The 17,698-nt window shown below is 69.2% G+C and carries 13 protein-coding genes; 3 read left to right on the forward strand and 10 right to left on the reverse strand.

Annotated features, from left to right (window positions below; all coding sequences use genetic code 11):
• The 3 genes from VIB55_RS08830 to hemL form a co-directional block, all read right to left on the reverse strand.
• The coding region (locus VIB55_RS08830; RefSeq protein ID WP_331876295.1) for a hypothetical protein at positions 1–556 on the reverse strand (556 nt) is incomplete at its 3' end.
• 526 nt (positions 557–1,082) lie between these two features.
• Positions 1,083–2,462 carry a SpoIID/LytB domain-containing protein gene (locus VIB55_RS08835; protein ID WP_331876296.1) on the reverse strand — a complete coding sequence of 460 codons (1,380 nt, stop codon included), beginning with the start codon at positions 2,460–2,462 and terminating at the stop codon, positions 1,083–1,085.
• Positions 2,434–3,750 (reverse strand): glutamate-1-semialdehyde 2,1-aminomutase, encoded by a 1,317-nt coding sequence (hemL, locus tag VIB55_RS08840; protein WP_331876297.1) that lies wholly within the window; start codon positions 3,748–3,750, stop codon positions 2,434–2,436. The genes VIB55_RS08835 and hemL overlap by 29 nt, the downstream gene beginning before the upstream one ends.
• 26 nt (positions 3,751–3,776) lie before the next feature.
• On the opposite strand from hemL, the gene VIB55_RS08845 reads away from it, so the two are divergent.
• Positions 3,777–3,974, forward strand: coding sequence for a hypothetical protein (locus tag VIB55_RS08845; RefSeq protein WP_331876298.1), 198 nt, complete (start codon positions 3,777–3,779; stop codon positions 3,972–3,974).
• A gap of 74 nt (positions 3,975–4,048) precedes the next feature.
• Here VIB55_RS08845 and VIB55_RS08850 read toward each other — a convergent pair whose 3' ends face one another.
• The gene (locus VIB55_RS08850; RefSeq protein WP_331023657.1) at positions 4,049–4,549 is read right to left on the reverse strand and encodes a YajQ family cyclic di-GMP-binding protein; all 501 of its coding nucleotides are present in this window, start codon (positions 4,547–4,549) and stop codon (positions 4,049–4,051) included.
• A gap of 474 nt (positions 4,550–5,023) precedes the next feature.
• Positions 5,024–5,896 carry an outer membrane lipoprotein chaperone LolA gene (gene lolA / locus VIB55_RS08855; protein WP_331876299.1) on the reverse strand — a complete coding sequence of 291 codons (873 nt, stop codon included), beginning with the start codon at positions 5,894–5,896 and terminating at the stop codon, positions 5,024–5,026.
• Between the two features lie 369 nt (positions 5,897–6,265).
• Between lolA and VIB55_RS08860 the strand changes: the two genes are divergently transcribed.
• Positions 6,266–6,739: a type II toxin-antitoxin system RatA family toxin gene (locus tag VIB55_RS08860; protein WP_331876300.1), complete on the forward strand. Its 474-nt coding sequence runs from the start codon at positions 6,266–6,268 to the stop codon at positions 6,737–6,739.
• 115 nt (positions 6,740–6,854) lie between these two features.
• On the forward strand, positions 6,855–8,114 hold the full coding sequence (gene fabF, locus VIB55_RS08865) for a beta-ketoacyl-ACP synthase II (protein WP_331876301.1): 1,260 nt from the start codon (positions 6,855–6,857) through the stop codon (positions 8,112–8,114).
• 142 nt (positions 8,115–8,256) lie between these two features.
• Here the strand turns inward: fabF and VIB55_RS08870 are convergent, their stop codons facing one another.
• The 5 genes from VIB55_RS08870 to mutS all read right to left on the reverse strand — a co-directional run bounded on the left by VIB55_RS08870 (position 8,257) and on the right by mutS (position 17,326).
• Positions 8,257–11,493: a TonB-dependent receptor gene (locus tag VIB55_RS08870; RefSeq protein WP_331876302.1), complete on the reverse strand. Its 3,237-nt coding sequence runs from the start codon at positions 11,491–11,493 to the stop codon at positions 8,257–8,259.
• 244 nt (positions 11,494–11,737) lie between these two features.
• Positions 11,738–13,159, reverse strand: coding sequence for a pyridoxal-phosphate dependent enzyme (locus tag VIB55_RS08875; protein WP_331876303.1), 1,422 nt, complete (start codon positions 13,157–13,159; stop codon positions 11,738–11,740).
• A complete protein-coding gene (locus VIB55_RS08880) occupies positions 13,156–13,539 on the reverse strand; it encodes an energy transducer TonB (RefSeq protein WP_331876304.1) in 384 nt (127 codons plus the stop codon). Before VIB55_RS08880 ends, VIB55_RS08875 begins: the two co-directional genes overlap by 4 nt.
• A gap of 160 nt (positions 13,540–13,699) precedes the next feature.
• The gene (locus VIB55_RS08885) at positions 13,700–14,617 is read right to left on the reverse strand and encodes a hypothetical protein (protein WP_331876305.1); all 918 of its coding nucleotides are present in this window, start codon (positions 14,615–14,617) and stop codon (positions 13,700–13,702) included.
• A gap of 126 nt (positions 14,618–14,743) precedes the next feature.
• The gene (mutS, locus tag VIB55_RS08890) at positions 14,744–17,326 is read right to left on the reverse strand and encodes a DNA mismatch repair protein MutS (RefSeq protein WP_331876306.1); all 2,583 of its coding nucleotides are present in this window, start codon (positions 17,324–17,326) and stop codon (positions 14,744–14,746) included.
• Between the last annotated feature and the right edge of the window lie 372 nt (positions 17,327–17,698).

A 17,698-nucleotide genomic window follows, 5' to 3' on the forward strand; every position in this document is an offset into this window, starting at 1 on the left:
CGCGGAGGTTGCCGGCCAGGGGCATCTCCGCGCCGGCCACGAGGTTCAGCCCCGGCGCCACCTGGTCCAGCAGTTCTTCGACGAACGTGTTCTCGATGACCTCGCCGCTGCCGTTCTGCAGGTGCAGCGACACCCCCGCCCCGGCGTACGGCTCGATGCCGAGCGCGGTGGTCCACAGGTAGTGGGCGTCGAGATCGAGCGAAAGGTCGCTGACCCGGATGGTGCCCAGGTCGATGCCCGAGCACGGGCTGCCGCCCCGCTCGCACGACGCCTCGATCCGCTCCTCGATGCGGTCTACCTCGCCCCCGCGAAACGATGCCTGCCAGTAGGTGAGGCCCGGGGCAATGCGCAGGTTGGGGCCAAGCAGCCCCAGGTCAGCGCGCAGATTGAACCCGAGCGTAGCCTCGGAACGCGAGGGGAACACCACGCTCACGTGAGCCCCCACGCCGGTGAGGACCAGGTTCTCGTACTCGTAGTCCGCCGCGTCCTGCGCGTGAGCGGGCAAGGCGAACAGCGCCGCGGCGAGGACGATCCAGATCGATGTGCTGCGGGGCATCTCGTGGTCGTTCGTGTGGTTGCGGTTCCCCCTCCCCCGGCCCCTCCCCCGCAAACGGCGCGGGAGAGGGGGGAACTTCGATCGCGGGGCGACTGAGGTCGGCGCAGGCCGCGGTGGCCCCCCTCTCCCGGCCTCTCCCCCATAAACCCCATCGGGGAGAGGAGAATTCGATTGCGCGCCGGCTGGCCTCGCGCGCTCGACTGGCTCCCTTCCCCCGCGCAGTTTGCGGGGGAAGGGTTGGGGATGGGGGGCGCCCGCCGTCGCACCGAGCCCAGCCTGACGCACCCTAGCCCGAAGTGTACCCCCTCTCCCACGCTGTTTGTGGGAGAGGGTGGACGAGCATAAGCGAGGACGGGTGAGGGCCCCACGGCAGCCGAGGCCTCGGCTACGGAGACCGCTGCCGCGCCCGGGCTTGTTTCCCTTCCGCGGCTAGATCCTTCGGCCCGCGACGCCTGTGCTGCGGGCAGGTGTGGCGCGCCTGGGCCTCAGGATGACACCGTCCCGTGTGGGCTCTTTGCGCCGGGGCTCAGTACCGGTCGATGATCTGCGTGCCCGGATAGTAGGCGCGCAGGATTGTCCGGTAGTCCTGCCCGGCGCGGGCGCGGCCCATGGCGCCTACCTGGCACATGCCGATGCCGTGGCCCCAGCCGCCACCCTCCGCCACGATCTCCGTCACCCGCCCGCCCTCGCGCACCAGCCTCACGTCGAACTTGCTGCTGTTCAGGATGCCGGCGCGCGACGCGGGCGTCAGAATCCACCGGATGCGGTCCTTGCCCAGCGTGAACGTGCCCGCGTCCGTCGCCAGGCGCATCGCGCGGATCCGGTCCGACGCGGTGCGCTCCAGCACGCGCATGTCGTGAATGCGGGTGATGCGCCGGCCGCGCAGCGAATCGGCCATCGTGCGGTTCAGGATGCCCACCAGCTGATCGTGCGTCCACCGCTCCGTCCAGCGGAAGCGGCTGCTCACCTTGTCGTACGCCTCGCCGGTGCGCGGGTCTACGTCGCGGACCGCCACCAGGTACGGGATGGGCGCGTTGTTCCACACCTCGTGGATGGCCGCCGTCTGGCCGGCGCAGGTGCTGTGGTAGTAGGCGGTGATGGGCTCGCCGTTGTACGTGATGATCTCGCCCGCCGTTTCGCGCACGGCGCGGGAAGCCAGCGCGTACTCCGCCGCCTGTCCGCCGTACACCTGGTCTTCCACCGTGGCGTACACGTCGAACCCCTGCGCCGACCGCCGCCCCATGTAGATGGCGGCGTACGTGCGGGCCGCCACCGCCTGCGCCTTCACCGCCTCGAACACGTCGGCCTGCACGTTGCCGATTTCGCGCGGCACCACGCCCAGCAGGTACGTTTCCATGTCCAGGCGGTTGACCACGGTCAGCCCGCCGCGCGGCGCGTCCTGCACCACCAGCTCTCCGCGGTACGCCTGGCCCTTTACCGAAAGCGTGCCGTGCTGCTCGGCCGGGCGGACGACCAGCGGCGCGCGCAGCCCGGCGCCGCCCGGCCCGCCCCCGCTCGCACCCGTGCGGCTCGCAAGCGTGATGGTGCCCCCGGCGTCCGTGAACGTGGCCGTGGCGCCGGCGCCCAGGCTGGCGATCTCCTGCCCCGCGTCCGTCAGCACGGAGAACGCGCCGGCGGAGGTGATCTCGATGCGCGCCGTGTCGACCACCAGGCCCACGCGCACCCGTGGCGCAAGCAGGGCCTCGGGGAACGCGGCCGTGTCTGCCGTGGGCGTCGCGGGGATGGACACCGTGTCGCGCGGCGGACGGGTGGGTGACGTTACCGTGTCGCGGATGACCACGACGGGCACCGTGGGCACCCGCGGGCCACGCGGCGCGCAGGCGCCGAGGACGGCGAGCGCCAGGGCGCCCGCCAGCTTACGCCAGCGCAAAGCGGAGTGCGTCACGGGCGCGGGAGATGGTTTCTTCGACATCCTGATCGGTGTGGGCGGTAGACAGGAACCCGGCCTCGAACGCGGAGGGCGCGAAGAACACGCCCCGCTGCAGCGCCGCATGGAAGAAGCGGCGGAACGTGTCCACGTCGGAGCCCTTCGCGTCTTCGAAGGTGCGTACCGGCCCCGCCGCAAGGAATACGCCCCACATGGAGCCGTAGCTGCCTCCGCACATGGGCACGCCCATCTCGGCGCCGTTCGCCAGCAGCCCCTCAACCAGCCGCTTCGTCTTCCGCTGCAGCTCGGGATACGGGTTCTCTTCGCGCAGGATCTTCAGCTGCGCCAGCCCGGCCGCCATCGCCAGGGGATTGCCGGAGAGCGTCCCCGCCTGGTAGACGGGTCCCACAGGCGCCACGTGGTCCATCACGTCCGCCCGTCCGCCGTACGCGCCGACGGGAAGCCCGCCGCCGATCACCTTGCCCAGCGTCGTCAGGTCCGGGCGGATGCCGAACAGCTCCTGCGCACCGCCGGGGGCAACGCGAAAGCCCGTCATCACCTCGTCGAAGATCAGCAGGGTGCCGTGCTCCTCGGTAATGCGCCGAAGCCCGTGGAGAAAGCCCTCGTCCGGCGGCAGGAAGCCCGCGTTGCCCACGACCGGCTCCAGGATCACGCAGGCGATCTTTCCCGGGTGTGCGCGGAACGCCGTCTCCACCGCCTCCAGGTCGTTGAACGGCGCCGTGAGCGTCAGTTTGGAGAGATCCGCCGGAACGCCGGGCGAGTTCGGGAGGCCCAGCGTCGCGACGCCCGACCCGGCTTTGACCAGGAACGAGTCGCCGTGGCCGTGGTAGTGGCCCTCGAACTTCAGCATCATCTCGCGCCCGGTGAAGCCGCGCGCGAGGCGGACGGCGCTCATCGTCGCCTCCGTACCGCTGTTCACCAGGCGGATGCGCTCCATCGACGGAAAGAACTCCCGCACCGCCTCGGCCAGCTGCACCTCGGCCTCCGTCGGCGCGCCGTACGAGGTGCCGCGCCCCGCCGCCTCGGTGATTGCCTGGATGACGGCGGGATGCGCGTGGCCCAGGATCATGGGGCCCCACGACAGCACGTAGTCGATGTACTCGTTGCCGTCCACGTCCCAGATGCGCGAGCCCGCCGCGCGATCGACGAAGAACGGCTCGCCGCCCACCGCCCGGAACGCCCGTACCGGCGAGTTGACCCCGCCGGGGATCACCTCACAGGCGCGGCGGAAGAGGGCGGCACTGGCCGCGTTATTGCCTTCTCGTGCCGCCGGAGTTACAGACATCTCAAAATCTACCTGGGCTGGTACGAATGAAGAATCGATTCTGGATGGCCGCGCTGCTCGCCGTGCTCTCGCTCGGCGCCGCCGCCTGCAACGACAACGCCGAAGACCACAACAACGAAGCGGCCGAAGAGGCCCGCTCGGGCGACACGGAAGAGGCCGCCGAGGAAAAGGCCGAGGCCCGCCAGGACTCCGCGCAGGGCGACCACACCGACGGCCTGAACTGACCCTTCCCCGTGGATGAACGCGTGCCGTCCCCACGAACTCGGGACGGCACGCGTCGCTTCATCCCCACCACCGGCTAGCGGTAGTTGCCGAACGCCAGCTCCAGCCCGAAGTCCTGCTTCTTCAGGTGGGCGATCACGGCCTGCAGGTCGTCGATGGAGGGCGCCGTCACGCGCACCTGCTCGTCCTGGATCTGCGCGTTCACCTTCTTGAAACCCGCTTCCTTGATGGACTTGACGATCTCCTTGCCCTTTTCGGTGCTGATGCTCTGCACCAGGGTGATCGTCTGGCGCGCCTTGCCGCCGAACGCCTGCTCCACCTCGCCGTAGTCCAGGTTGCGGATGGGCACGCCGCGCTTGATCAGCTTGCTCTGGATGATGTCGATCAGCGCCGTCATCTTGTACTCGTCGTCGGCGAGCAGCTTGAGCGTGCCGTCCTTCTTGCTGAAATCGATCTCTACCGTGGCGCCCTTGAAGTCGTAGCGCTGCGCGACTTCCTTGGTCGCCTGGTTCACGGCGTTGTCCACCTCCTGCAGGTCTACGCTGGAGGTGATGTCGAAGCTGGATGTCTTGGCCATGCGTAAGTCGCTCCGTAGCAGTTCATTGTCTCCGCGCCAATGTAGGCCGGGTGCCGCGCGCGGGGCAAGCAGACGGCCCAGCAGAATCACGCAGACCGCCGCCAGCCGCGCTCCCCGCGACCAAACCCTGTCATCCTGAGGCCCAGGCGCACCGCACCCGCCGCGTCACGGTACCACGCGGGCCGAAGGATCTAACCGCGGACACGTACAAACCCGGGCGCGGCAGCGGTCACCCAAACCCAGGGCAGCGATGTGTTTCGCGGGTGACGGCGGCGGGGCTTGGGCGCGCTTCGAACGACTGCCGATGCATGCCGCGGGTGGCCCCTCCCCCGGCCCCTCCCCGCATGCTGCGCATGCGGAGAGGGGAGAATTCGATCGCGGGCTCCAGGCTTGGGGGCTATCCTCCTGAAAACGGGACGAGGCCCTCCCCCGCAATCCGGGAGAGGGCCTCGCGTTCATCATCCGCCGATCAGGTCACTGCTGGATTATCTGCGCGCCGGCGGGGGGCGTGAAGGTGAAGAGGCTGTTCGCCAACGCGTGATTGGTGCGGACGTTCCGCAACTCCACGCGGCGGACGGACTCGTTCTCCTCGGTCATCTCGAAGCGGCGGACCAGGTAATCCTCCTTGTCCACCCAGATCTTGAGGATCTTGTACGCCGAGGCGCCGCGCGGCACCAGCGTCAGCACGTACGCCGACCGCCCAGCCACGGACTCGTCGCCCGCGAGGGTGGCGACGAAGCGCTGGTTGGGATTGCTGAGGAACTGCTGCTGCAGGTCCACGCTCTGCCCGCCCTCGGCGATGCTGGTCCGGATGACCTGCGTGCGGTCGCTGCTGGGATAGTACAGCCAGAAATACCGCCCGTCCGCCACGATCACGTCGCCGTCCGGATCGCTGAAGCGCATCAGGAAGCGGTCGGGCTTGCGCTGGTACAGCTTGCCCGCGCTGCGCTGGTTGCTGCCCAGCAGCGGCACATTCAGCGTCTGCGTGAAGTCCGCCTCGAGCGAGCGGATGCCGTTGGCCGCCTGCTCCACCCGCGTCAGGATCTCCGCCGCGCGATCCGAACTCCGCGCCGCAGCGGGCGCCGTCTGTCCTGGCGTGGGCTGGCCCGGCGCCGCTGCAGGCTGCGGTGTGCCGTCGCGGCGAGGCGCGGGAAGCGCGGGATTCGTGACGTCCACCGGCTGGCCGGTGCCCGGCGCCGGCCGCTGGATGCGCGCGGCGGGCGCCTGGCCGTCGGCCGGGGCCTGCTTCGGCGCATCCGTTCGGGCGGTCGACGGCTCGCCTCGGCCGCCGCACGCCGCGAGGGCGGCGGTCAGCGCGAGCAGGGGAATGCGGAGGTGGTTCATCATCACCTATCGTCCACGCGTTCGGTGAAGTCGGGGTCGTGATGCTGGTTGTGGATACCCGGCCGGAGCAACCAGCGTTCCTGTCGGTCGACGGGGGAGCCGGGATTGGGCGCTGGCCGGGCGATGGTGCGGCGAGCAGAGTGTGTGGCGGATCCCTCAGTCGCTGCTGTCAACGGTGCGGCGGCTGGTTCGCCTTGGCCGCTCCGTCGGGATGACATCGCGCGGGCGGCGGGGTCTCGACCGGCCCCGCACTTTCGCACTTTCGCACTTTCGCACTTTCGCACTTTCGCACTTTCGCACTTTCGCACTTTCGCACTTTCGCACTAAAGCACTAACGCACTAACGCACTAACGCACTCACGCACTTTCCCCCGTGTACACCGTCGACGAAATCCTCATCCGCGCGCCCGTGGACGCGTGCTTCCGCGCGGGCGCGGACGTGGAGCGGTGGCCGGAGTGGCTGCCGCATTACAGGTACGTGCGCTTCCAGCGGCGCGACGGGTTCGGCACGGGACGCGTGGAGATGGCGGCGCGCCGCGGGTTCGGGCCCCTGCCCTGGCCCGTGTGGTGGGTGTCGGAGATGCACCTGGATGCCGGGCGGCCCGCCGTCGTCTACCGGCACGTGGACGGCATCACCACCGGGATGGACGTGGAGTGGACCTTTCATCCCCAGCCGGATGGCCGCACGCTGGTGCGCATCGTCCACGGATGGAAGCAGGGCCCGCGCTGGCCCCTTCCCTCCCCCGCCCGCCGCGCGGTGGCCGGCGCGGTGATCGGGCCCGTCTTCATCCACCACGTGGCCTCGCGCACGCTGGCGGGGATCAAGCGGCACCTGGAGGGCGGCTGAGGCGCACCTCGCGGCACGTGTGGGGTACAGGGACGCGCGAGTCCCTGCGTACGGCGCGGGAGCGGCAGACGCCACCTCCCGCGCCTCGTTCTTTCAGTCTACCGGCCTGCGGTTCATGAGCGAGTCCAGCCACAGCGGCGCGCGCCGTGTCGTCATCACCGGGATCGGCGCCATCACCCCCATCGGCAGCGGCGTCGAGGGGTTCTGGGAGGGGCTGCGGAAGCGGGAAAGCGCGGTCCGCAAGATCGACCGCTTCGACCCGTCGCCCTTCCGCTCGCACATCGCCGCCCAGGTGAACGACTTCGAGCCGACGGACTACATGGACCGCAACCGCGCGCGCCGCACCGAGCGGTACGCGCAGTTCTCGCTGGCGGCGTCGCGGCAGGCCATCGAGGACGCCGCGCTCGACCCCGGCTCGGAAGACCCCGACCGCGTGGGCGTGCTGATGGGAAGCGCGCTCGGCGGCGTGGCCTACGGCGAAAACCAGTTCACCGGCTACGTGCACAAGGGCGTCCGCGGGGTGGACCCCATGCTGGCGCTGGCGGTGTTCAACGGGGCCGCCTCGTGCAACGTGGCCATCGAGTTCGGCTTCACCGGCATCAACTCCACCAACGGGATGAGCTGCGCCTCGGGCGCCATCGCCATCGGCGACGGATGGCGCGCCATCCGCGCCGGCGAGGCCGACGTGGTGATCGCCGGCGGCGTGGAGGCTCCGCTGGCCCCGCTCTGCTACGGCGCCTTCGCCATCATCCGCGCCATGTCTACCCGCAACGACGACCCGTCGCGCGCCTCGCGCCCCTTCGACGCCGACCGCGACGGCTTCGTGATGGGCGAGGGCGCCGCCGTGCTGGTGCTGGAAGAGCTGGAGCACGCCCGCGCGCGCGGAGCCCGCATCTACGCCGAGGTGCGGGGATACGGCACCAGCAACGACGCGCACCACATGACGGCGCCGCGCCCCGATGGCAGCCAGGCGGCGCGGGCCATGCGCGCGGCCCTGCGCACGGGCGGGCTGCAGCCGGGGGAGGTGGACGTGATCAACGCCCACGGCTCGTCGACCCCGCTGAACGACAGCACCGAGTCGCGGGTGATCCGCGACGTGTTCGGCGAGCACGCCGACGGGCTGAAGGTCAGCGGCACCAAGGGCTACCACGCCCACTGCCTGGGCGCGACGGGGGCGCTGGAAGCCGCGATCTCGGCGCTTTCCATCCAGCGCGGCTGGGTGCCCCCGACGCTGAACCTGGAGCGCGCGGGCGACGAGTGCGATTTGGACTACGTCACCGGCGAAGGAGCCACCATGCCCGTACGCACGGTGGTTTCCAACTCCTTCGGCTTCGGCGGCATCAACGCGGCCCTCGCCTTCGGCGCGGTGGACTGAGCCTCGGCACCTGGCCGGCACGAAACAGCCCGCGGCCGGTGACGGCCGCGGGCTGTTCTGCGCGCTCGGGAGCGAGGTGGGGACGAACGAAAGCGGGGCGGCCGAAGCCGCCCCGCTTTTCTTGCGTCCTGATCCGTTCGGCCTAGAAGCTGTAGCGGCCCGAAAGCTGGATCTGGTAGTTCGAACTCAGCGATTCCGTCAGGAACTGCTGGAACGTGGGGTTGAACTGCACCACCGGAACCGCCGTGCGGACGTCGGCGCTCGACTGGCCCACGTGGGTCAGCAGGTTGGCCGTCGACTGGCTGGCGGCGCTGCGCTGAATGCCCCAGTCCTCGTTGAGCATGTTCAGGAAGTTGAACACGTCCACCTGAACCGAGAAGTTCTGGCGCCCGAAGGTGGGCACCGCCTGGCGCAGCGAAACGTCGACGGAGTTTCTCCAGCCGTTGCGGCAGGTGTTGCGCTTCAGGATCCGGCCGCGCTGCTCGCTCAGGCAGTTCGACTCCTTGATGAACTGCTCGAACGCCTCCGCCTGCTGGGCGGGGGTGTAGGTGATGTTGTTCGACGTCAGCGTCTGGAACCGGATCTCGTTCGGGTCCAGCGCGTTCAGCGGCACGTACAGCGGGTCGTTGCCGTTGAAGCCGTCGGCGTTCAGGTCGCCGCGGGTGGAGCTGCTGGCACCGTACACGTAGGTGAACGGATCGCCCGAGGTGCCGCTGTAGATCACCGACAGCGACGTGGGGAAGCGGTCCCACGGCAGGTTGTACACGCCCGACAGCGAGATGCGGTGCGGCTGGTCGAACGCCGAGATGCTCACCGAGCGGTCGGTGTGCGGCCCGCTGAGCACGCGGCCGAAGCGGTACTGCGACTGGGCCGTGCTGCTGGTGGCCGAGATCACGTCGCGAGCCCGCGTGTGCGTGTAGAAGGCACGCATCTCCAGCCCGCCCTGGAAGCGGCGCTGCAGGCCGGCCGTCAGGTTGTACGCCCAGTCGTTGGACTGGTTCATCACGTCCACCACCTGCGTGAACCGCTCCGACACGCGCGACGCCGTCGCGGTGCCGTTCGCCGCGATGGTGCCGAACATCGTCCGCCCGTTGCGGTCGGTGATCGGCAGCCCGTTGGCGTCCACCAGCCCGCCGGGGCTCTTCAGGTTGATGTCCTGGTAGAAGAACTGCTCCGAAGCCTGCGTGTAGAGGCCCTCGAGCGAGGCGACGAAGCCGCCCGGAAGCTCGTGGTCGAACGCCAGCGAGGCACGGAGGGTCGCCGGGAAGCGGAGGTCGTCGTCCACCAGGTTCACCTGGCCGATGATGCCGCTGGCCAGCCCCTGCCCGTTGCCGCAGGCCGTGGGCTGCGTGGCCGGGTTCGGGCTGAACTTGGGCGCCGTGCGCCCGGCGGTGCCGTTGCAGGTGAGCAGGGCGATGCCGGTGCCGTTGTTCTGGAAGGCGTTGCCCAGCAGCACGAACGCCGGGCGTCCCACGAACACGCCCACCCCGCCGCGAAGCTGCGTGCGGCTGTCGCCGGTCACGTCCCAGTTGAAGCCCACGCGGGGCGACAGCTGCAGGTTGCCCGAGGGCACCTGGTCGGTGCGGCGGCCGAACACCGAGTCCACCACCGCCGTGAACAGCGGGCGGTCCTCGATCACCGGGCGGTCGCCGCGGATGCCGAAGGTCAGCGACAGGCGCTCGCTGGGCTCGAACTGGTCCTGCACCCAGAAGCTCAGCTGCGACGCGTCGAACATCGCATGCGGGAGCGAGGCCGTGGGGTCCCGCGGGTTGGCCGCCAGCGTGAAGCTGTTCGGGTTGCCCGCCGCGAACGCCGCCAGGCTCGGGAACTCGTAGGTGCCGAACGAGTTCTGGGCGAAGAAGTTGTCGATGTGGTAGAACTCGCTCTTGAAGCCGAAGTCCAGCCGGTGCGGGCCCAGCTGCCAGCTCAGGTTGTTCGTGATCTCGAAGATGTCCTGGTCCAGCGTATTGCCCTGCGAGCTCGCCTCACCGCCGGCGCGCAGGTCCTGCGTGCCCATGTCTACGGTGATCTGCGGCGCGCGGACGTTGGGCGTGCGCGAGTCGCGGATGGTGTTCAGGCCGACGATCAGCTCGTTGTACAGGTCGGGCGTGAAGTTGGTGAACAGCTGGCCCACCGTCGAGTTGCTCGTCGACTCGAAGAAGTAGCCGTTGCTCGACAGGCTGAAGACGCTCGACGAGCGGCTGAAGTTGTCGTCCTCGGCGCGAACGTAGTTGTGGCGCAGCACCATCCGGCTGTTCAGCTCCGGCAGCTGCAGGTCGAGCCGGCCGAAGAAGTTGCCCAGGGGGTTGGTGTTGTTCACCTGCCCCGTGCTGCCGGGCTCGATGCCGTAGCCGTTCAGGATGGTGGTGAACGAGTCCAGCTGGGCCGGGCTGATCAGCACCTTGGGGTTGGCCGAGGTGTCCTGCCCGAAGAAGGGGCCGGTCGCCGGCGTGGTCCGGTCCTGCCACTCGGGGTTCACGAAGAAGTGAAGCCGGTCGCGGATGACGGGGCCGCCCAGCGAGAAGCCGTACTGCGTCTGCTCGTACTTCTGGATGTAGTCCTGCTCGCGCGCCAGGTCCTCGTTGCGCGTGTAGTAGTACGCGGAGCCGGTGAGGTCGTTGGTACCGCTCTTGGTCACCGCGTTCACCAGCAGGCCGGCGAAGTTGCCCTGCCGCACGTCGAAGGGCGACAGCAGGATCTGGTACTCCTTCACCGACTCCACCGAGATGGACTTGCCGCCCGCCTGGCCGCCCGGCTGGCCGGTGGTGCCCAGGCCGAACAGGTCGTTGGCGCTGGCGCCGTCGATCTGGATGTTGTTGAACCGGTTGTTCACGCCGCCGCCCGAAAGGCCGGGGCCGCTGCTCGACACCTGGGGCGCCAGCCGCACGAAGTCGGTGAAGTTGCGGTTCAGCGTGGGAAGCCGCTGGATGGCCGTGTCGGAGATGGCCGTGCCGAGCCCCTTGTTGGTGGGCGACAGCACCGGGTTGCGCTGGGCCTGCACCGTGATGCCTTCCAGCACCAGGGCCTGCGTGGCCAGCTCGAAGTCTACCCGCAGGTCCTGGCCCAGGGCCACCTGCAGGCCGCCCCGCTGCTGCGGCGCCCGCCCGATGGCGGTGATGCTCACCGTGTACGGCCCGCCGATGGGAAGGGCCGGCACGCGGTAGCGTCCGTCTTCGCGCGTGACCACCGTGCGCACCAGGCCCGTGGACTGGTTGCGGATGGTGATCTGAGCTCCCGCGATCCCCTCGGCCTCGGCCGAGGTGACACGGCCGCTGATGGCACCGGCGACGGCTCCCTGCGCGTGGGCACCGCCCGGCAGCGCAAGGGCCAGCACCAGCGCGCACAGCAGGAGGCTTGCCGCCCTCCAGCAGTGTTTCATGTGGTATATCCCCAGGATGAATGTGCGTGACTGCCCCGCCGCTCCGGCCGGGACCGCATGAGCTTACCGAACTTCGGGTGCGGCGGGCAGACCCGAATTGTAACAGCATCGGAACAAACGTCAATGTTCACGATTGCCGCCGCCGCCGGCCCAAGGCCGGGAAACACATTTTCCCCCGGCGGAACCTCCGCGCGGGGAACCCCTGGCGCAGCCGAACGGCCGCGCCCCGTCCAGACCGCCTCGCCTACCGCCCCGCCGTCATGTACCGCAGCACGTCGTGGCGGGTGATGATCCCCTCCAGCCGTCCGTTGCGGCGCACCAGCACCGCCGGGTTCTGGCGCGACAGCAGCCGCGCCACCCCCGGCAGGTCCACGTGCGCGTCCACCACCGGCAGCGGCGGGTCCATCAGGTGCTGCACCGACTTGTCCAGGAGCGTCATGTCCTCGAGCACGCGGGCCATCAGCGTGGTCTCGGCCAGGTGGCCCACGCAGTCGCCCTCGGCCACCACGGGAAGCTGCGACACGTCGTGCTGGGTGATGAGCCCCAGCGCCTGCCGCACCGGGGTTTCCGGCGCCACCGAGACGATCTGCCGCGGCGCCCCGTCACTCTTGCCGGCCACCATGTCGGCCGCTCGCACGCGGGCCGGCTCCAGCAGCTGGTTTTCGCGCATCCACTCGTCGTTGAACACCTTCGACAGGTAGCGCTCGCCCGTGTCGCACAGCAGGCACACCACCAGCGCCTCCGGGTCGTCGATCTCGCGCGCCAGTTCCAGCGCCAGGTGGGCGATCAGCCCGGTGCTGCCGCCCACGAACAGCCCCTCCTCGCGGGTCAGCCGCCGGGCCATGGTCATCGCCGAACGGTCGTCCACCGAGCGCCACTCGTCGACGATGGACATGTCCAGGGTCCCCGGGATCTTGTCCTGCCCGATCCCCTCCACCTTGTACGGCGCCGACTCGGGCTTTACGCCCGTTTCCCAGTAGCCCCGGATGATGGAGCCCACGGGATCGCCGCCGATGATGCGGACCTCCGGGTTCTTTTCCTTGAGGTAGCGCCCCACGCCGGTGATGGTGCCGCCGGTGCCGGCCGCCGAAACGAAGTGCGTCACCCGCCCCTCGCTCTGCTCCCAGATTTCCGGCCCGGTGGTCCGATAGTGCGCAGCGGGGTTGGCCTGGTTGTAGAACTGGTTGGCCAGGATGGCGTTGGGCGTTTCCTCGGCGATGCGCTTGGCCATCATGACGTAGTTGTCGGGATGGTCGGGCGCCACGGCCGTGGGGGTGACGATCACCTCGGCGCCGAAGGCCTTGAGCAGCCTCACCTTTTCCTGGCTCATCTTGTCCGGGATGGTGAAGATGCAGCGGTAGCCCTTGATGGCGGCGGCCAGCGCCAGCCCCACGCCGGTGTTGCCGCTCGTCCCCTCGACCACGGTGCCGCCGGGGCGCAGCGTGCCCGCCGCCTCGGCCGCCTCGATGATCGCGGGCCCGATGCGATCCTTGACGCTGCCGCCGGGGTTCATGAACTCGGCCTTGCCGTACACCGGCGTGCGGATGCCCTCGGCCACGCGGTTCAGGCGGATCAGCGGCGTCCACCCGACGGTCTCGAGCACGGTGCCGTACGGCCGCGCGTGGCGCGGGCGCGAAAAGGCGAGGTCCAGCACTGACGTGGTCATGGTGTCGCTGCGTCGGGGGCGGCGGTGGCCGCGGAATCGGAAGGCTCGATCTGGAACTCCACCGGCAGCACCACCCACCGCGCCACGGGGGCGCCGCCGCGGGTGGCCGGGGCGAAGCGAAGCTCGCGGGTGCCGGCTACGGCGGCCGAGTCGAATCCCTTGTGGCCGCTGGTCGTGTCGACCTTTACCGAATCGACCGTGCCCTTCTCGTTCACCCGGATGCTGAGCACCGTCTTCCCCTGCACTCCCGCGTCCCAGAGCTCTTCGGGATACTGGAAGGGCGGCGGCGTCAGCTGGCGGGGCGCCGTTTCCACGACGGGCTCGCGCTCGCAGGCGGCGAGCGCCGCGGCGGCCAGCAGGACGGCGGAAAGGCGGTTCATCGGCGCGGGGGCAGGGGCGTCCGGCGGTCGGCGCAGGGGCGATGGAAGCCCCCGGAAGCACGCCACGGCGTCCCCGCCGCTGGTCCCGGGGGAACGCCGTTTCTTAGGTTGAAAATGGCTGATCGGACGGAGCCGCGCAACCCGGTGCGAGCCGGGCGCGTCACAAGATCTTTGTGAAGGGATCTCCGCGGAAGGGATATAGCGAGTTTTCCTCGGGTGACGCCACGACGGTGCGGAAGGGTCTGGCGCGCACGCCCCGGATGATTAAACCCCGGTGATCTCGGCGAGGCAGATAACGCCGACAGAACCAGTTATGGTACGCGGCAATCCATCGATACTTACGATGATGTCGCCGGACACCACGGCTCGCTTCGAGATTGTCTTCCACACGCACCCGATGCTCGTTGAGCATTTCGAGCATTGGGTCGTAAGGGTAGTCGAAACTGAGCGGGGCGTGCAAATAGTTCACAAATGCGCGCTGATCTGTATCGATCACAAACAAGTCATTCGCGGCACTCTCGTACGGGTCACCGTAGTACGTAAGCGCGATCTTCGTAATCGCCACGATCGATTCGTCCACTAGAACCCTTGGGACGTCTGCTTGCTCCTCCATCTCGTAGGCATCGAGCATCGCATTCCCGATCACGATTTGGTCATCCATGTACAGGTCGCCGATCGTGATCCCGCCCCGGAGGAACCACCCGAGCCGTGCGAGCTTGAACTGCGCAGATGCGGCCGGCAAAACCATATACGCCAGAGTGCTTTCGGGGTGAAATGAGAAAAGGGGACCCGCTACGATCACACTGTCCGTCAGCGTCCTCCATCGGAACGGCTCACCGTACTCGTATGCAAAGGCCTCAAGCGTCGGCGTGATCACCTGATGGTACTCTCGGATCAGCCCGAGTTCGGCAACCGGATTTCCCGCAGTACGTCGGAGGCGATTGCGAAAACCAAGTAAGTCTAGCCAAGCTACGATGTTGAGCTTCGGTTCTACATCCGACGGAGGAGGTTTATAGTGGAGCAACGAAGCATCGGGCGGACTGAGCGGGTGACGTGCTCTACTGTCGGTCACGATCATACATCCAGTTCGCAGGTGAAGGCTGTGGGCGTCGACGGCATTCGACGACCGCATCGAATGGTCCGCTACAACGGCTGGAAGTGAGCTCGGCGTAGGCTGTGGCGGATAGAGATACGACGCGGCGCGTCAGCCCTTTGCCTGCTTCACGAGGTCCGCCAGGAGCACGAGCGCCTGCATGGGGGTGACGGCGTTGGGGTCGATCTGGCGCAGCCGCTCCACCGCCGGGTGCGGCAGCCCGCCGCCGTCGAACAGCCCCAGCTGAAGGTTCGGATCGGGAGCGCCGCCGCGGGCGTGGGCGGCGGACTGCTCCTCCAGTTCGTGCAGGATCTGCCGGGCCCGGTCCACCACGCTTTCGGGAAGGCCGGCCAGCCGCGCCACCTCCACCCCGTAGGACCGGTCCGCGCCGCCGGGGACGAGACGGCGGAGGAAGACGATGTCCTCGCCCACCTCGCGCACCGCCACGCTGAAGTTCACCACGCCGTCCAGCCGCTCGTCCAGCCGCGTCAATTCGTGGTAGTGCGTGGCGAAGATGGTCTTGGCGCCCACCTGGTCGTGAAGGTGCTCCGTGGTCGCCGTGGCGACGGACAGGCCGTCCCAGGTGCTCGTCCCCCGGCCGATCTCGTCCAACAGCACCAGCGACCGCGGGGTGGCACCGTGAAGGATGGCCGCGGTCTCGTTCATCTCCACCATGAACGTCGACTGCCCGCGGACCAGGTTGTCCGACGCGCCCACGCGGGTGAAGATGCGGTCCACCACGCCCACGTGCGCCGCCCGCGCGGGGACGAACGAGCCCACCTGCGCCAGCAGGACGATCAGCCCCACCTGGCGCAGCGTGGTGGACTTGCCGGCCATGTTGGGGCCGGTGAGGATCATCACCCGCGCGGCTTCGTCCAGCTTCACGTCGTTGGGGATGAAGTCCTCGCGCGGCATCATGGTTTCGACGACGGGATGCCGCCCGCCGCGGATCTCCAGCGCGAATCCGCCATCCACGACGGGCCGCACGAAGTCGCGGACCACGGCCACCTCCGCGAGGCAGGCGAGGACGTCCAGCGCCGCCACGTGGTCCGCCACCCGCTGGATGCGCGGCACCTCGGCCGCGACCGTCTCGCGCAGTTCCGCGAACAGCCGCTGCTCCAGCGAGCCGATGCGCTCCTCGGCGCCCAGGACCTTTTCCTCCCACTCCTTGAGCTCGGCCGTGTAGTAGCGCTCGGCGTTGGCCAGGGTCTGCTTGCGGTGGTAGTCCGCCGGGACGCGGTCGGACTGCAGGCGGGTGACCTCCAGGTAGTACCCGAAGACGCGGTTGAAGCCCACCTTCAGCGAGCCGATCCCCGTGCGCTCGCGCTCCGTGGCCTGCAGCCGTGCGATCCAGTCCACGGCGCCGTCGCGGATGGAGCGAAGCTCGTCGAGGTCGGCGTGGTGGCCGGGGCGGATCACCCCGCCATCGCCCAGGGAGACGGGGGCCTCGGGGTCCACCGCGGCGTCGATGGCCCCGCGCACGTCGTCCATGGCCTCCAGCCCGTCGCGCAGGACGGCCACCATGCTGGCCCGGGCGGGCGCGAGCGCCTCGATCAGCGGGGGAACGCGGGACAGCGAGGCGGAGAGCGCCAGCATCTCGCGCGGCGTCGCCCGGCCGGCACCGACCTTCACGGCCAGCCGCTCCAGGTCCTTCACCCCGCCGAGCGCATCCCGCACCGCGCGGCGCATCCCGTCGTCGTCGAACAGATCGCCCACCGCGTGCAGGCGCGCCTGCACGTGGTCGGGCTTCAGCAGGGGGGCCAGCAGCCAGCGGCGCAGCAGGCGGCTGCCCATGGGCGTGCACGCCTCGTCCAGCACCTTCAGCAGCGTGCCGTCCATCCCGGTGCCGCGCAGGGTTTCGACCAGCTCCAGGTTGCGGCGCGTCATCTCGTCCAGCACCATGGCGGCGCCGGGCCGCTCCACGCGCGGGGGGCGGAGGCCGGCGAACCCGGCGGGCTGCACCTCGCCCAGGTACGCCACCAGCGCGCCGCATGCCGCCGCCAGCCACTGGTCGCCGCTCTCAAAGCCGTAACCCGCCAGGTTGGCGACGCGAAAGTGGCGGGTCAGCTCCTCGGCCGCCCCGCGCGGATCGAACAGCCAGTCGCCACGGTAGGTGAGCGTCGCCTTCCCCGCCCCGGGGAGGGGAAACAGCTCCCAGGTGCGCGGCAGCAGCAGCTCGGCCGGCTGGTGGATGCCCAGGACGTCGGGGAGCTCGTCCCAGTCCACCCGCCGCACTGTCAGCTCGCCCGTCGTGAGGTCCGCCAGGGCGAGGCCCACGTCGCCCTCGCCCGCCGCGTCGCCGGCGACCGCGGCCAGGTAGTTGTTGCGGCGGGAATCCAGCAGGGCGTCGCTGAACACGGCGCCCGGCGTCACCATTTCGGTCACCGCGCGGCGCACCAGCCCCTTGGCGAGGGCGGGGTCTTCCACCTGCTCGCAGATGGCCACGCGCTTGCCGAAGCCCACCAGCCGGCGCAGGTAGTTTTCCAGCGCGTGCACGGGAATTCCGGCCAGCGGGGCCTTGCTGCTGCCGTTGTTGCGCGAGGTGAGCGTCAGGCCCAGGAGCTTGGAGCCCTCGACGGCGTCTTCGTTGAAGAGCTCGTAGAAGTCACCGACGCGAAAGAAGATCAGCGCGTCCGGGTGGCGCGCCTTGACCTCGCGCCACTGCTGCATCAGCGGTGTATCGTCGGACGCCATCTCTGGGGGATCGCCATCAGGGAAGGGCGGCCGCGGACGGCCTGTGGAACTGCGCCGGGAAGGCTGGAAATGTACCCGCCGCGCACAGGCCCGGCAACCGGATGGTTCACGCCAGCAGGTGAACAGGGGGAACACGGGGGGCCAGGAGGTCCCGTGCCGACGCACTCCGGTACTCACTCAGTTCTTTTGACATGCCCCGACCCGGGGCTTACATTCCCGTGTTCTTTGTACGGCTACATCACGGAACGGCTTTGCCCAACGGGATTTGACATATGGAACTTCGTGAGTTCTTCACGGAAGACGCGATCAACCTGGACCTGCAGGGCTCGTCCAAGGACGAGATCCTGAAGGAGCTGATCGGCCTTCTGGGGC

The sequence above is a fragment of the Longimicrobium sp. genome (genome assembly GCF_036554565.1).
GTDB lineage: Bacteria > Gemmatimonadota > Gemmatimonadetes > Longimicrobiales > Longimicrobiaceae > Longimicrobium.

What these genes read in the sequence shown, in the direction of transcription:
- hemL (WP_331876297.1), bottom strand. Translation starts at nt 3,750, where the DNA reads ATGTCTGTAACTCCGGCGGCACGAGAAGGCAATAACGCGGCCAGTGCC.
- VIB55_RS08885 (WP_331876305.1), bottom strand. Translation starts at nt 14,617, where the DNA reads ATGATCGTGACCGACAGTAGAGCACGTCACCCGCTCAGTCCGCCCGAT.
- VIB55_RS08870 (WP_331876302.1), bottom strand. Translation starts at nt 11,493, where the DNA reads ATGAAACACTGCTGGAGGGCGGCAAGCCTCCTGCTGTGCGCGCTGGTG.
- VIB55_RS08880 (WP_331876304.1), bottom strand. Translation starts at nt 13,539, where the DNA reads ATGAACCGCCTTTCCGCCGTCCTGCTGGCCGCCGCGGCGCTCGCCGCC.
- VIB55_RS08875 (WP_331876303.1), bottom strand. Translation starts at nt 13,159, where the DNA reads ATGACCACGTCAGTGCTGGACCTCGCCTTTTCGCGCCCGCGCCACGCG.
- fabF (WP_331876301.1), top strand. Translation starts at nt 6,855, where the DNA reads ATGAGCGAGTCCAGCCACAGCGGCGCGCGCCGTGTCGTCATCACCGGG.
- VIB55_RS08850 (WP_331023657.1), bottom strand. Translation starts at nt 4,549, where the DNA reads ATGGCCAAGACATCCAGCTTCGACATCACCTCCAGCGTAGACCTGCAG.
- mutS (WP_331876306.1), bottom strand. Translation starts at nt 17,326, where the DNA reads ATGGCGTCCGACGATACACCGCTGATGCAGCAGTGGCGCGAGGTCAAG.
- lolA (WP_331876299.1), bottom strand. Translation starts at nt 5,896, where the DNA reads ATGATGAACCACCTCCGCATTCCCCTGCTCGCGCTGACCGCCGCCCTC.
- VIB55_RS08845 (WP_331876298.1), top strand. Translation starts at nt 3,777, where the DNA reads ATGAAGAATCGATTCTGGATGGCCGCGCTGCTCGCCGTGCTCTCGCTC.